The organism is Rubinisphaera margarita, assembly GCF_022267515.1.
GTDB classification, from domain to species: domain Bacteria; phylum Planctomycetota; class Planctomycetia; order Planctomycetales; family Planctomycetaceae; genus Rubinisphaera; species Rubinisphaera margarita.
Map to the genome: position 1 here is coordinate 12916 of NZ_JAKFGB010000011.1, position 14005 is coordinate 26920.

The window sequence follows — 14005 nt, forward strand, 5'->3', positions numbered from 1 at the left end:
CGAATGCATGCTCGCGCAAGCGTGCATGGCACCCGCCGTTGATCGTTTTACGATTTCGTGTGTTCACGGCTGCGGGTCTGATCGAGCAGCTTGTGCAGACGGGGTTGCACCTTCCTGCCCTGTTCGCTGTCGATGATGTTCCGCGTTTCCCAGCGATCTTTCTCGTGGTCGTAAAGCTCGGCTGCCACGATGTCTCCGCTCTTGTAGTCACGCCATTCGGTGTAGCGATACTGCGGCGTGCGGATCGAGAAGCCCATCACATCGGGATCTTCACCCTTTTCCGGATAAGCCGGTCGAGGATGCTGCGTCAGCGAAGCCGGCTTCACCTGACCATTCGGATCGTTCCACAACGGACGCAGGCTCGTTCCTTCGAGGCGATGCGGCGGCGGCTCGAGTCCACAGAAGTCGACCAGAGTCGGATACATATCGAGCAGTTCGACAATTGCTTCGGTCCGCAGGCCTTCTTCCTGACCGGGAGCAGCGATAATCATCGGCACGCGGGCATCGAGCTCGAAGTTCGAGGTCTTGGCCCACAGCGATTTCTCGCCGAGATGGAAACCGTGATCGGACCAGAAGACGACGACCGTGTTGTCGTTCAGACCGAGACGTTCGAGCTCATCGAGCACTTTGCCGATCTGGGCATCGACGAAACTGGTCGCCGCGTAGTAGCCGTGCCGCAACGCCCGGGCTTCTTCATCAGTCGGACGCCCATCGGGACGATCCCTGAACGCCCGGCGAATTTCCCGTCCGTTGTGCAGAGCGATGTCGGGCACGTTCTGCGGGGGATCGGGATGGTTGGCCAGTTCAATCTCTTCGCGATCGTACAAATCCCAATACTTCTTCGGCGCGTTGAACGGAGTATGGGGCTTCCAGAAACCGACGGCGAGAAAGAACGGCTCGTCCTTGATCTCGTTGAGCGTCTCAATCGCGAGCTGAGCGATTCGCCCATCGAAATAGGCTTCATCGGGCACGTCGCGGATCTCGGTGCGCGGCACCGGGCTCAGATTCTCGGGCAGCTCGCCGTCAACCATCGGTTTGTCGTACCCGTGATTGGCGTAATGCATCACCGCCGGCTTGCTCCAGGAACGGGCATCGCCCTTATATTCCTCCTGCACCCAGTTGTGGAACATCTTACCAATGTTCCGCGTTTCGTAGCCGTTCTGCTTGAAGTGCTGTGGCAGCGTCACGATCTCCGGAAAACGCTGCCGAAAGTGCGTCGGCAGGTCGTGAATATCGAGCGTATCGAGCCCAAGCCCGGTCAGTGCCGAGGCCCGGGACGGGTTGCAGACCGCCTGCTGGCAGTAGGCCTGTTCGAACAACAGCCCCCGTTCGGCCAGCTTGTCGATGTTCGGCGACTTGACGATCGAATCGCCATAGCAGCCGAGTTCGACCCGCAGATCATCAACGGCAATGAACAGCACGTTGGGCCGATCGGCGGCCTTCATCTCGGAACAGCAGAGACTGCCCAGTATCGCCATTGCCACGCCGGCGGCGAAGAAGTGATTCAAAGAACGCATCCGATTCTCCTCTTTCGATGTTCGGGGAGTTGGCGGGGCTATTTCGAGTCGCGGGGCATGTAGTAGATGAGGCCGTCCTCGGCTCCAACGACGAGATCACGCTGCCCGTCTCCATCCCAGTCGACTGTGGTTGGGCTGGTGGTGTGACCGGCCAGACGCCGCTCCGCCAGCGGACCTTCATCGACGAACGTCGTTTTTCCATTCTCCGTGCCGGCGTTTCGCAGCAGGTTGATGTTCACGGAGTTGATGAGCAGATCCCGCTTCCCGTCGCCGTTCCAGTCGACCAGCGAGAGCTTGCGACGTCCGCTCGCCCCGGCAAAGCCATTGTTGAGCCGCAGCAGCGAAGAATCATCTTTCTGCGCCTGCTGGCGATTGTTGAACGTGCCCCCTTCGAAGATCCGCTGTCCCGGCTTCAGCTGCAGCTTGCCGCCCGACTTCTCCCGTTCAAACAGAACGAGGTACCCTTCGTGATCGAGCATGAGCAGATCGGCCAGGCCGTCTTCATTCCAGTCGGCCACCACGGGAGTTGTCCGCCATTGCGTGGCCAGTTCGCCGTTCTCGGGAGACCACCAGTTCCATTCCGGCTTGGGAGCTTCGCCCTTCCAGTTCACAGTCACCGGCTGCGAGGCGGCCAGCTTCGGTTCCTTACGAGTTCCCGTGTTGCGGAACCAGACGACTTTTCCCCAGATCGAGTTGGCGAGGATGTCGGGCAGACCATCGCCATCCCAGTCGGCGACATCGATCGTGGTGTAGCCCCACTTCTGTTCGGCCGGTCCCTGAATGGAACCGTTGTAGCCGGCCATGATCAGAATATCTTTCTCATCGGCCTGCAGCAGTTTCGGCGCGGCCCATTTGGGGGGATTGCCGCCGAGGTTCTCGAACCAGCCAATCTCGCCAGCCGTGTTCCCACAGACGAGATCTTCATCGCCATCGTCATCCCAGTCGAAGCCGACCGGCGTGACGAGCGCCCCAAACTTCAGGTCGCGGGCTTCCTGTTGGAAGAAGACTGGATCGGCAAACTGCGGCATACCGTCGACAACCTTGCCGGTGTGTTCAATGAACGCGACACGCCCATCTTCCTGGCCGACGATCAGGTCGACATCGCCATCGCGATCCCAGTCGAGACTCGAGACGACGATCATGCAGAGATGCATTTCGATCGGCTTGCCATCGCGGGCCAACTCGCGGCCCGACGCATATTCCGGCTGCTTGCGACTGCCTGTGTTTTCGAAGTACGTGAAGCCATCGAGGAAGTCGCCACAGAGCAGATCGAGGTCGCCGTCGCCGTCGAAATCGCGGAAATTCGGACTCGGCATCCCGAAGACATCGACCGGCTTTCCACCCGCGTGGACATACTCCGGCTCGGCGTAATCCGGCGACTTGTCATCGCCGTTGTTCGTGAGCAGATAGACATACCCGTGCAGCGGGCCGCGAACCCATTCGCCTTTCTCGTTGAAGGCATTGTCCCAGCCATAGTCTTCCCAGTGCCCCTGCCCAACGATCAGGTCCTGATCCCCATCGCCGTCGTAATCGACGTAGTTCCACTGCCGCGCCCGCAGCTTCGTTCCGCCCTTCTTCATCAGGTCGGACTTCTTGTAGATCTTCTCCCGCTTGCTGACATCCCCGTCGGTAATCGCAGTCAACTCGGCCCCCGGCACCAGAATGCGCGGCTGGTTGTCGACGTAGGAAATCGCGATGTTCGTCTGTCCTTTGCCGAGATGTCGTCCCGGCTTGAACGTCGGCAGCATGGGATCGTTGCCCGTGTTCTCAAAGAAATAGATCCCGTTGTAGGGGACGTCGGGACAGGAAACGAGCAGATCGTAATCGCCGTCCCCATCGTAATCGAACGGCAGCGGCCAACCCCACAGGCCGACGCCGAGATCGACTTCGAGACCGGGGTTGTTGTACTGCAGTCGTTTCAGATCGCCTGCCTGCGATGTCGACAGCAGACCGAACAGAGAGAGCGAACAGACGGCTGCACGCAAAGTTGAAAGCTTCATGAATCCACTCCAGTTGGTGAGAGGGTTGAGAGCCCTATTTCGATTGAGGGAGTTTGCTGAGATCGATGGTGTCCAGAATCGCCTTCACGCGCTGACGTTCCGGCTCCAGGAAATGATTGAACGGCTCGGCCATGTGGTCGCTGCAAACTTCGCAGATGCCGAGAGCCGACTTCGTCGCCTTGATGAAACGAGAGTCGTACTTGCCGATCTCGTAGATAGCCTGCAGCTTGTCGACCTGCTCCTGACAGACGGCCACGCCGGCGGCATCGCCCGCTTTCCAGGCGCGATACCAGGCGACGAAGAGTTCGGGGAAGAAATTGGCTCCGCCGTTCACGCCGCCATCGCCGCCCCGTTCGAGCGACTCGATCAGGAGCGATTCCGGGCCGACGAGCACCGACCAGTCCGGCCGCTTCTCTTTGAGAGCTGTGACCCTGGCGAAGTAATCGAGATCGCCGCTGCTGTCCTTCACGCCGACAATTCGTCGATCATCGGCCAGCTCTTCGAGCGTGGGAACTTCGAACCAGACTTTCGTCATACTCGGCATGTTGTAAAGCATGACCGGCAGAATGAGTCGGTCGAGCAACCGCTGCGTGTAGCCGAGAAGTTCGGTCTGCCCCACGGGAAAGTAATACGGAGTCGTCAGCACGAGTGCATCTGCTCCCCAGGCCGCGGCATGGCGACCGAGATCTTCCGATTCGACAAAGGCCGTGTCCGTAATTCCGACGAGCACTGGAATACGACCGCCTACGGTCTCGGTCACCAGTTGAATCAGCTGACGACGTAAACGATAGCCGAGACACTGGGCTTCGCCGGTCGTTCCGAGCACGAACACGCCCGATACGCCGCCGGCGATCAGATGTTCGATCAGTCGTTTCGTGCCGGGAACGTCGAGTTCATCCCGGCTCATCAGCGGCGTCACCATCGGCGGGATAATGCCCTGAAACCGTGGCTGGATTTTCGTTTCACTCGATGTCATCAGACGACCTCTTCAGTTGAATGTGCGGAGGAATCGGGCTGCGGTCGAGGCACCGTCAGAATGCCGATCAGGAAAATGGTGAGTGTGCCGACGACAATCGTCATATTGGCGTGCAGCGGGTTCTGTAGATACGGAGGCAGCGACGCGATCTTTGTGGAGAAAGTCATCCAGGAAATCACGAGCAGACCAATCGTAACGGCGAGCATCGCTCCATGTTTCGAGGGTTGCCGCACGATCATGCCGATCAGGAACAGACCGAGCAGACCGCCGGCGAAGATCCCCTGCAGCGTCCACCACGCCTGCAGAATACTCTCGACGCCGATCATCGCCAGAGCCGTCCCGGTGCCGATGATGCCGGTGACAACCGTGGCGACTCGAAGCACCCGCATGGCCGCCTTCTCACTCGGTTCGGGATTGAAATAGCGTTCGTAGATATCTTTGAGAATGATCGTCGCTGAGGAGTTCAACGAGGTATCGACGCTGCTCATCGCGGCTGCAAAAATCGCGGCGATCATCAAACCCGCCATTCCCGGCGGCAGGTGCGTGGAGATGAAATGCGGCAGAACTTTGTCGCCGATCTGGGCATCAGTCAGAAGAGCGGCTCGCGATTCGACCGATTGATCGAGGTCAGCCGCATTCGGAGGCAGATCAGTCGCGACCTGAATCTGCACCTCATGCTTCATCTCGGGGTGAGTTTCGTAATACGAGAACAGCACCGCTCCGATCACAAAGAACAGCAGCGAGATCGGCACGTACATCAAGGCCCCCAGCCAGAGGGCTCCGCGAGCAGATTTGATCGTTTTGGCTGTGTGATATCGCTGGACGTAGCTCTGGTCGATCCCGAAGTTATTCAGATTGATGAACAGACCATACAGCAGCATCACCCAGACTGTTGAAGTCGTGAAGTCGGGCATCCAGCTGCCGAGGCTGAACTTACCCTGTTCCGCCGCAATCGCAAACGCCTGCCCCGGACCTTCCGGCATGCCGGCCAGCAGCATCCCGAAGATCAGCACGGCTCCGCCCATCAGCACAATTGACTGCACGACATCGGTCCAGATCACCGCTTCGATTCCGCCGAGCAGCGTGTATACGGTCACGAGAATTCCGGTAAGAACGATGATCGTCGGAACATCCCAGCCGGTGAGCGCATACAGCCCGAGGGCCACGCCGAACAGAATCGCTCCCATGCGGGCAATCTGGGTCAACAGGTAGCAGACCACGGCATAGGTGCGGGCCCAGTTGCCGAACTTCACTTCGAAGTGATGGTAAGCCGAGATCTCTCCCGAGTTCCGATAGAACGGCACGAAGTAACGGGTCGCAATCCACGCCGCGAGAGGCAGCGTGAGACTGAAGACAAAGGCATTGAAGTTCGTTCCGTAGGTTTTCCCCGGCACCCCCAGAAAGGTGTTACTGCTGAGGAACGTGCCGAAGATCGAAAGCCCGACCGCCCAGCCGGGGAGCGAACCGCCGGCTGCCATGAATTCTTTGGTCGAGTCGCTGGAACGAACGAACCAGCAGCCCATCGCCACCACGCCGATGACGTAGACCGCAAACACGATGATGTCGAATGATGCAAGTTGAATGAGAGCGCCTGTCTTCTAATCTCAAGAGGGACGAAGATCTCGAACCGATCGCCGAATTCAGTCGACGTCTCCGCAGAGGGAGACTTCGATACCGAGTTCGGCTGCCATTTGAGCCTTGGCCTGCAGCAGCTGCTTCGCCTTTGCTTCACTCGTGGCGTAGGCGACCTGAATGTGATTGCTCTTGTGGCGGGCCATCATCTGATCCCGCGAAACGCCCTTCAGAACCGCGTGCATAATCGGCCAGGGCGGCGTCGTTTCTTTCCACCGGCGTTCCGTCTCTTCCTGCGGCAGTTCGATCGCTTTGGCCAGTCCCAGGTCCATTCTCAACAGACCATCGGCGACATAGATTCGCGACCAGACCACTTCGCCGGGCCGCGAGATGCCGCGAACTGTGCTCCCGCCATTGGGGAAGTACATCGCTGGCTGACGGAAGCCTTCGGTTCCCTTCCACCCGCCAATGAAATGCTCGGGAGGGGCGGCTCCGCTGATCAACAGCACCCAGATGTAATCTTCGACCGAACCGCTCGCGTCGTGATCGCCCCAGCGGAGATCGTGCAACGTTGTCTCGACCGGTTCGCCGAACGCCGCGTGAACCCGATTGGTCATCAGAGCATCGAGCCCGGCACACTCATCGACTTCATTGAAGTGTGGAATGGCCCGGCCTTCAAACAGCACCCGACTGCCATCGCGACTGCGGACCGGCGGACGGCTCGTATTGTTGAGCGTTCCTTCCACCAGATCGCTGGCTGGCAACAGATCCTTCAGCCCCTGCTGATACTGGATGCCGATCAGATTGCAGCCGAAGTCGTCGGCGATTCGCACGGCTGCGATATACATTTTGCACTGCAGCAGAATCTGGTCTTCGGTCAGATCGCTGTCGTGATTCGGTCCGGTATGAAATGTCATCCCGGCATCGTCGAACCACTTTCGGACTTCGCGGGCTTCTTCGTCGGACGTCTGCATCGTCTCGTAGTAGAGAGCCGATTGACTGAGCCGCTCCTTGAAGACTCCACACGAGTGAAGCAAATCATCGGGAATGATCGCGTTGAACATTCCCATGCAGCCTTCGTCGAAGACTCCCATGATCGCTTTGTCGCGAAGCAACTCTTCGGCCAGCCGGCTGCCAACTTCGTTCGCCTCGGCATCGTCCGCTCCGCCGAAGCTGCGAACGTGACTTTCATCGTGCCGACAGACTCCGGTATTCAACCAGTCGCGGAGCCGGGAGAGGAAATACTCGTCCTGAAAATCGATGCTCCAGAGAGTCGAATAATCGACGCCGGCTTTGGTCAACGACCCGTTCAGATTCAGCATGCCGACAAGCCCCGGCCATTGCCCCGACCAGTTGGCAACGGTCAGAATCGGTCCGCGATGAGTCGTCAGTCCGGCCAGGACATGATGCGAATATTGCCAGACGGCCTCGGCGACAATCAGCGGACGATCAGGATCGAGCTTGCGGAAGACTTCCATCCCCTGTCGCTGTGAGGCGATGAAGCCATGTCCGGCTGCTTCGTCGAATTCGTGAGCCCGTTCGACCTCCCAGCCCATGCTGCGGATCGCTTCGGTAAGGGCGGCTTCCATCTGCTGTTGAGCCGGCCAGCAAACCTGATTGGCCGACAGCCGCAGGTCTCCACTGGCGAGCAGGTACACGGTCTTGTTGTCACTGGCTGCGTTCATAGCTGCTTTCCACTCAAGCGGGCTGCTTCCCGACGGTATTCTTGAAAAATGGGTTCATACGCAGCGCGAGCGTCTTCGTCGGGCTGCATGACGATCATCTGATCGGGGCGATGGGCCATCTGTTGAATGGCCGTGCCGATGTCGGCGAAGCCCGATTCTTCCTGAGCGGCAAACGCTCCCAGAATGGCCGCTCCGAGAGCCGGGCCCTGTTGGGAAGGATGAATCTCAATGGGCGAGCCGAGCACATCGGCGTAGATCTGCACGAGCAGTCGATTGTGATGTGGCAGGCCGCCGGTGGCGATGAAGCGATTGACCGGTACGTCGTGTTCGCGGAGCAGATCGACAATCCAGCGGACGCCAAACGCCGAGGCTTCCAGCGTGGCTCGATAGAGATGAGCCGGCCCGTGATACAGCTTCAGCCCCTGAAACTGACCGGAGAGCGATCCATCCATCAACGGCGTGCGACATCCGGCAAACCAGTCGAGACAGCGGACGCCCTCGGAACCGGGCGCGAGTTGCTTCGCTTCGGCATCGAGCGTCTTGAAGTCATCCTGGCCGGTCAGGCGGCGAATCCAGTCGAACGAATCGCCGACCGCGGCCTGGCCGGTTTCATACCCGAAGTAGCCCGGAAGAATGCCATCCTTCACGATCCCCGCCACGCCCGGCACGAACTGGTCCTGCTCGGAATTCAGCATATGGCAACTGCTCGTCCCCATCACCAGGACGAGTGTGCCAGATTCATAAGCGCCGACTCCGGGGACGCCGGAATGGGCATCGATAATCGCCGCACTCACAGCGATACCCGCCTGCAGTCCGAGACGCTCGGCCATCGCGTCGGTCAGCGTTCCCGCTTTTGAGCCCGGCGGACAGAAGCGGCCCGGCATCTTGTCGACGACATTCGCCATTCGTGAATCGACTGCTTCGAAGTACTCGGACGACGGGAAGCCTTCCTCGGCATGCCACATCGCTTTGTAGCCTGCCTGACAGGTCGATCGCGGAAGACTGTTCGCTTCGCCGCCGACGAGTTGCCACACGAACCAGTCGCCCGCTTCCAGCCAGACTTCGGTCGCATCGTAGACGTGCGGAGCATGCGTGAGCGTTTCAAGGATCTTGGGAAAGAACCATTCCAGACCGATGATCCCGCCATACCGGGCCAGCCAGCTTTCGTTCCGCTCGCGGGCAACTTCGTTCAGACGATCCGTTTCGGGCTGGGCGGCATGATGTTTCCACAACTTCGGCCAGGCGTACTTCTCGCCGGCAAACTCCGGCAGCAGACAAAGCGGGCGGCCATCCGCGGCTGCGGGGAGCATGGTGCAACTCGTGAAGTCGACGCCAATGCCGATGATCTGCTCCGCGGCGACGCCGGATTTCTGCACGGCTTTCTTCACCGCCTCGGCTGCAGAGTCGATCCAGTCCTGCGGATGCTGGAGAGCGAACTCCGCCGGCAGCTTCTCGCCGGTGCCCGGCAGTGTTTCGATCAGCTGGCCGTGCTCGTAATTCACGACCTCCGACGCCAGTTCGGTCCCATCAAGGGAAACGAGCAGCGCCCGCACCGAGAGGGTGCCGAAATCGAGTCCGAGTGATACCTTCTGCCGGTCTGCCATGTTGTCTCTGGTCCGCCTGCAAGTTGTGGAGGAATAGGGTTCGGTTACTTCCAGCGTCGATCCGGTTTCTCGACCGGGAGCCGCAATGTGACATCAAGTCCTTTGCGAATGTGTTCCCGCATCGCCACCCGAGCCGCGACCGCGTCATGTCCATTGAGAGCCACGAGAATCTGCTCGTGATCCTCGCAGGTCGCCTGAAGAATCTCGCCGTCGTACTGATGCCGGTCGGTCGCGAAGATCCGTGAGAGCACGTGTGAGTTTTCGATCGTGCGAATCATTAGCTCGTTTCCGCACGATTCGAGAATCAACCGGTGAAAGGCGAGGTCATGTTCTTCGAAACGCCGAATCACACTGCGATCATCACTCTCAAGCCGTCCCGTGTTGGCATTGTCGGCGATCTCCTGCATAGCCAAGAACTCCCGCCGTACCGCTTCGAGGCATTCGTCATCCATCCGCTCGGCCGCCTTCTCAGCCGCGTACGGTTCGAGAGCCTCGCGCATTTCATAGAGCTCGATGATCTCCCGCCGCCCGAGCGTTCGCACGACCGCTCCGAGTTGAGGCACGAGATCGACGAAGCCTTCGTTCACCAGCAGTCCGATCGCCTCCCGTACGGGCGTGGCACTGATTCCAAGTTCTTTCCCGACCGGCCCGTACAAAATCCGCGACCCCGGAGGCAACTGCCCGGAAACGAGCTGAGCCTTCAGATAGTCGTAGGCCCTGCGGGAATGTGTTTTCGCCATTGAAACGCTCACGGCTGCTAATCCATATAAGTCTATAGACTATGGATAACAATTGCCTGATACGTTGTCAAACGACGGGGCGCATGATCGAAGACGGGACGAGCAGCATTTGATCCCGATGTTGCCGGGCGAGAAAGAGGATCTGATTTCCAAGGAGCCCCCTAGAACTCACGCCCATTGGCAAGCCATTGCTGGCGAAGCTCCACCCGCTGTGGAGCATTCATTTGCAGCAATCGGATCGTCGCCCTCCCAACGGCCGTCAAGCCGAGAATCATGCCCCCATCCATTTCGAAATGCTCGCTCCACCGATCATTGCGAGGATGAAACAAGGGGACGTGTTGAGCCGTTTGCGGACCGATACTTGAAAGATTTGTTCCTTTGAAAGCATTGCAGCGATTGCACGCAAGGCACAGATGCTCAAGCTCATCAACGACAACATCCAAATGTTGCCGGGCGATGATGTGATCGACGTGAAACGTCAGGAAGCTTGCCTCCTGCGGCAGCAGACAGTACTCGCATCGATCTTTGGCTCGACGTCGAACCATCTCACGGATGGCGTCGTCCATCACGAAGACGACTTCGCCAGAAAGCCGCGGGCTTTCAACTGCAGAATCGAAATTAAGTCTGCAGCGTCAATCAGAGCCTTGTACTCAGCGTCCTCTTCCGTGGTCAGTGTCCCGTCGCTGGCTTTTATCGCCAACCGTTCGACGTGTTCCTGCAACTCCTCGTCGATTTGAATCTGAAGCACAGCCTGGGCGAGTTCCGGAGTAAAAGCATCGGAAACCGGAGTGAGAAATCGATCGAGAAAGTTGATAGTGCTCATGCGGTAATGATACCACAACCACCCCAGGGCAGGCGAGAAAAATCGCGCCTCGACAGTGAAACGTCATTCTGCGGCTGCAATCCGATCGAACACGATCTGGACCATCAGCGGATGGAGGCCGAGGTGCGAGCAGACTTTGAATTCGACATCGGGCCATCGCTGAGAGAACTCATCGCGGAACTCGGTCAGGTCATTGGCGACGTGCGTGCCGGCGGAGAGGAAGTAAGGGAACATGAGCACTCGATCGGCCCCGGCTGCGACGCAGGCTTCGGCTCCCTGAGGGATGGTCGGTTCGGCGAGTTCCAGGAACGAGCACTCGACAATCTGACCGGGACGCGACTCCTGCACCATTTCCTTGAGGCGAAACAGATCGTCGTTCGCCTGCTGCCGGCGACTTCCATGGGCGATGAGAAGTATTGCGTCTCGATTGCTGTCGCTTGCCATTGCGGGTCTTTCTCTCCGGTCGCCCGGATCTCGTGCGGTCGATTTCCTGATGCCCGATTATAGACCTGAACGGAGATCAGCGCATAAAAAAACGCGTTCGACCTGCGAACGCGTTTTCTTGTTTTCAGTGGCTCGATCGCCGGGCTTACCAGGCGAAGTGAGCAAACGCCTTGTTGGCTTCGGCCATGCGGTGCACGTTTTCGCGAGTTGTCATCGCGGTGCCTTCGCGGCGGGAAGCGGCCATGAACTCTTCAGCCAGGCTCTGCGAAATCGGGCGTCCTTTGCGACCGCGGACAGCGGCCAGGATCCAGCGAATCGCCAGAGTCTGCTGACGCTTCGGACGGACGGGAGTTGGAACCTGATAGGTGGCTCCCCCGACTCGCTTGGAACGGACTTCGAGGTAAGGCTTGCAGTTTTCCACAGCCCGTTCGAAGACTTCGATTTCGCTTTCCTGAGGCATCCGCTCCTTGATGATCTCGAGAGCGTCGTAGAACGCCCGCTGAGCGGTGCTCTTCTTGCCGTCGAGCATCAGGCAGTTAATGAACTTCGAGGCCAGAATCGATTCGAAGCGGGGATCGGGTTTCAGCTGAGTTGCCGAGGCAGTAAATCGCTTTGCCATGAACCATCTATAGTCTAGAAATGAGGTATGTGTGAAATGCCGACTTCGGCAACAGATTACCTGGGGCGTTAACCGCCAGAGCCGCCTATTTAGGCCGCTTACCACCGTAGCGGCTGCGAGCCTGGCGACGATCGCTGACGCCGAGCGTATCGAGCACGCCGCGGATAATCTTGTAGCGAACACCGGGAAGGTCGCGAACACGACCACCACGAACCAGAACAATCGAGTGTTCCTGCAGGTTGTGGCCTTCACCCGGAATATAAGCCGTGACTTCCTTGCCGTTCGACAACCGCACACGAGCCACTTTTCGCAGAGCCGAGTTCGGCTTCTTCGGAGTCATCGTCTTCACCTGAAGACAGACGCCGCGCTTCTGCGGACAGCCTTCCAGCAGTGGCGTCTTGCTCTTAGTCACCGGCTTTTTGCGTGGCTTGCGAATTAACTGATTGATTGTCGGCATTCTTGCTGACCCTAAGTCACAGACATTTACGTGGTTATAAACATTGGAGAACCAAGCGTTCTCGACGAACCGTCAGTACACACTCAAATCCGGTCCCGCGGGAGCCGGAAATGAGCAAGGGGAAAGGATATCGAGTTCGCCAGCGATCGTCAAACCAACTCGCACGGGCAAACTCTGATCCGTCCCTTATTTTTCCGGGTTGGCTCCGGCTTTGATCGCCCAGAGATGCCCAAATGAACGCAGATACATTACCCCGTTCGAGACGATGGGAGAAGACGACATATCTTCGCCCAGCTGATTCTCAGCGACGATTTCAAATTCCCGCCCCGCTTTGAAGACGGTAATCCGGCCATCCCGCGCCGTCAGGTAGATGTGACCATCGACGTAGACCGGGGAGGCGCGATGTCGCTGGCGGTGCGTTTTCTGCAGGGGATAGACCTCTTCTCCCGAACGAGCTTCGACGCAGAACACGTTGCCGTCCTGGCGACAAATATAGGCCAGCCCGTCGTAAATCAGCGGGGAGGGGACATCTGTCGTCTTATCGGCCCGCCAGAGTTCGAACTTCGGATCGTTGGTGACATTCCCCTTCGAATTGGCGTCGACACAGACAACCGGTCCGTTTTTGGCGGTCGGACAGACGACGACGCCGTCGCCAAACGAAGGCGAAGCCACGAAGCGGAGATAGCGGTTGTAGTTTTCCTCGGGGTTCATGCCGCCGACTCGCCAGATCTCGCTTCCATCTTCCAGCTTGTGAGCTGTCGTGTAGTCGCCGCCGTGAACGATCAGGTATTTCTGGTCATCGTCCTGATACAGGATCGGTGAAGCGTAAGAGTGCGTGTTCTCGTGCGTGGCGTCGCTCTCGCGATTGACCGCGTAGACTTCTTTACCGGTTCGTTTGTCGAGGCAGATAATTTTCGAGAACCCGGTCTCTCCGGAGGACATCGAGCCGTGCATCAGGGCCTGATACAGATAATCCCCGTCCACAACAGGCGTCGAAGACATCCCGAACTGAATGTCGAACTTGCCGTAGCGATCCTGGAGGTTCAACTTCCAGATTTCTCGGCCGTCGAAGTCGTAGCAGGCCAGATCGCCGGTCCCCATGAACGACCAGACGTGCTTGCCATCGGTGATCGGCGAGGGTGACGCCGAGTTGCCTTCATCGCCCCGGGCGACAGAGTTCCCAGTGCCGACCGTACGTCGCCACAATTCCTTGCCCTGGGTGTTGAAGCACATCAGGACCAGTTCCTGAGGCTCCTGAGACGGCACTTTCTCTCCGTCGTCGTTGGTCTCAAACTTTTCAATCGGCGAAGTCAGGAAGATCCGGTCGTTCCAGACAACCGGCGTTGCGCCCGCAGGTCCGGGAAGCGCCACCTTCCAGGCCACGTTCTTATTGTTCTCCCCGGCGAATTCGGTGGGGATTCCGGTCTCGTTCGAGATCCCGTTCTGGGTGGGGCCTCTCCAGCTTGGCCAGTTTTCCGCCATGACCGACTGAGAGAGAAACAGAGTCGAACTCAACGCGAGTTGACAAAGAAACAATGCATTCACTCCACGATGCATATTGGCAGGCT

General features: G+C 58.6%; 13 protein-coding genes. All 13 read right to left on the minus strand.

Annotation, left to right across the window (positions count from 1 at the left end; translation table 11 throughout):
- Nucleotides 1–47: 47 nt before the first annotated feature.
- Nucleotides 48–1517 carry a sulfatase gene (locus tag L1A08_RS07950; RefSeq protein WP_238755797.1) on the minus strand — a complete coding sequence of 490 codons (1470 nt, stop codon included), beginning with the start codon at nt 1515–1517 and terminating at the stop codon, nt 48–50.
- Between the two features lie 38 nt (nt 1518–1555).
- Nucleotides 1556–3517, minus strand: a complete 1962-nt coding sequence (locus L1A08_RS07955) for an FG-GAP repeat domain-containing protein (RefSeq protein WP_238755798.1) — start codon at nt 3515–3517, stop codon at nt 1556–1558.
- 34 nt (nt 3518–3551) lie between these two features.
- Nucleotides 3552–4493, minus strand: a complete 942-nt coding sequence (locus L1A08_RS07960) for a dihydrodipicolinate synthase family protein (protein ID WP_238755799.1) — start codon at nt 4491–4493, stop codon at nt 3552–3554.
- A complete protein-coding gene (locus L1A08_RS07965; RefSeq protein WP_238755800.1) occupies nt 4493–6049 on the minus strand; it encodes a sodium:solute symporter in 1557 nt (518 codons plus the stop codon). The genes L1A08_RS07960 and L1A08_RS07965 overlap by 1 nt, the downstream gene beginning before the upstream one ends.
- A gap of 84 nt (nt 6050–6133) precedes the next feature.
- Nucleotides 6134–7750 carry a fucose isomerase gene (locus L1A08_RS07970; RefSeq protein ID WP_238755801.1) on the minus strand — a complete coding sequence of 539 codons (1617 nt, stop codon included), beginning with the start codon at nt 7748–7750 and terminating at the stop codon, nt 6134–6136.
- Nucleotides 7747–9354 carry a ribulokinase gene (locus tag L1A08_RS07975; protein WP_238755802.1) on the minus strand — a complete coding sequence of 536 codons (1608 nt, stop codon included), beginning with the start codon at nt 9352–9354 and terminating at the stop codon, nt 7747–7749. The genes L1A08_RS07970 and L1A08_RS07975 overlap by 4 nt, the downstream gene beginning before the upstream one ends.
- Nucleotides 9355–9398: 44 nt before the next feature.
- Nucleotides 9399–10094, minus strand: a complete 696-nt coding sequence (locus L1A08_RS07980; RefSeq protein WP_238755803.1) for a GntR family transcriptional regulator — start codon at nt 10092–10094, stop codon at nt 9399–9401.
- Between the two features lie 161 nt (nt 10095–10255).
- Nucleotides 10256–10660, minus strand: coding sequence for an HNH endonuclease (locus L1A08_RS07985; protein ID WP_238755804.1), 405 nt, complete (start codon nt 10658–10660; stop codon nt 10256–10258).
- Complete coding sequence (locus L1A08_RS07990; protein ID WP_238755805.1) at nt 10660–10917, minus strand: hypothetical protein; 258 nt, start codon at nt 10915–10917, stop codon at nt 10660–10662. Before L1A08_RS07990 ends, L1A08_RS07985 begins: the two co-directional genes overlap by 1 nt.
- 63 nt (nt 10918–10980) lie before the next feature.
- Nucleotides 10981–11361, minus strand: coding sequence for a sirohydrochlorin chelatase (locus tag L1A08_RS07995; protein WP_238755806.1), 381 nt, complete (start codon nt 11359–11361; stop codon nt 10981–10983).
- Between the two features lie 145 nt (nt 11362–11506).
- Complete coding sequence (gene rpsG, locus L1A08_RS08000) at nt 11507–11980, minus strand: 30S ribosomal protein S7 (protein ID WP_238755807.1); 474 nt, start codon at nt 11978–11980, stop codon at nt 11507–11509.
- A gap of 85 nt (nt 11981–12065) precedes the next feature.
- Complete coding sequence (gene rpsL / locus L1A08_RS08005) at nt 12066–12437, minus strand: 30S ribosomal protein S12 (RefSeq protein WP_238755808.1); 372 nt, start codon at nt 12435–12437, stop codon at nt 12066–12068.
- 186 nt (nt 12438–12623) lie between these two features.
- On the minus strand, nt 12624–13994 hold the full coding sequence (locus L1A08_RS08010) for an outer membrane protein assembly factor BamB family protein (protein WP_238755809.1): 1371 nt from the start codon (nt 13992–13994) through the stop codon (nt 12624–12626).
- Nucleotides 13995–14005 lie beyond the last annotated feature (11 nt).

Excerpts from the sequence above, each read along its gene's own strand:
- L1A08_RS07950 (WP_238755797.1), bottom strand. The coding sequence starts at position 1,517 with ATGCGTTCTTTGAATCACTTCTTCGCCGCCGGCGTGGCAATGGCGATA.
- L1A08_RS07955 (WP_238755798.1), bottom strand. The coding sequence starts at position 3,517 with ATGAAGCTTTCAACTTTGCGTGCAGCCGTCTGTTCGCTCTCTCTGTTC.
- L1A08_RS07960 (WP_238755799.1), bottom strand. The coding sequence starts at position 4,493 with ATGACATCGAGTGAAACGAAAATCCAGCCACGGTTTCAGGGCATTATC.
- L1A08_RS07970 (WP_238755801.1), bottom strand. The coding sequence starts at position 7,750 with ATGAACGCAGCCAGTGACAACAAGACCGTGTACCTGCTCGCCAGTGGA.
- L1A08_RS07975 (WP_238755802.1), bottom strand. The coding sequence starts at position 9,354 with ATGGCAGACCGGCAGAAGGTATCACTCGGACTCGATTTCGGCACCCTC.
- L1A08_RS07980 (WP_238755803.1), bottom strand. The coding sequence starts at position 10,094 with ATGGCGAAAACACATTCCCGCAGGGCCTACGACTATCTGAAGGCTCAG.
- L1A08_RS07985 (WP_238755804.1), bottom strand. The coding sequence starts at position 10,660 with ATGGACGACGCCATCCGTGAGATGGTTCGACGTCGAGCCAAAGATCGA.
- L1A08_RS07990 (WP_238755805.1), bottom strand. The coding sequence starts at position 10,917 with ATGAGCACTATCAACTTTCTCGATCGATTTCTCACTCCGGTTTCCGAT.
- L1A08_RS07995 (WP_238755806.1), bottom strand. The coding sequence starts at position 11,361 with ATGGCAAGCGACAGCAATCGAGACGCAATACTTCTCATCGCCCATGGA.
- rpsG (WP_238755807.1), bottom strand. The coding sequence starts at position 11,980 with ATGGCAAAGCGATTTACTGCCTCGGCAACTCAGCTGAAACCCGATCCC.
- rpsL (WP_238755808.1), bottom strand. The coding sequence starts at position 12,437 with ATGCCGACAATCAATCAGTTAATTCGCAAGCCACGCAAAAAGCCGGTG.
- L1A08_RS08010 (WP_238755809.1), bottom strand. The coding sequence starts at position 13,994 with ATGCATCGTGGAGTGAATGCATTGTTTCTTTGTCAACTCGCGTTGAGT.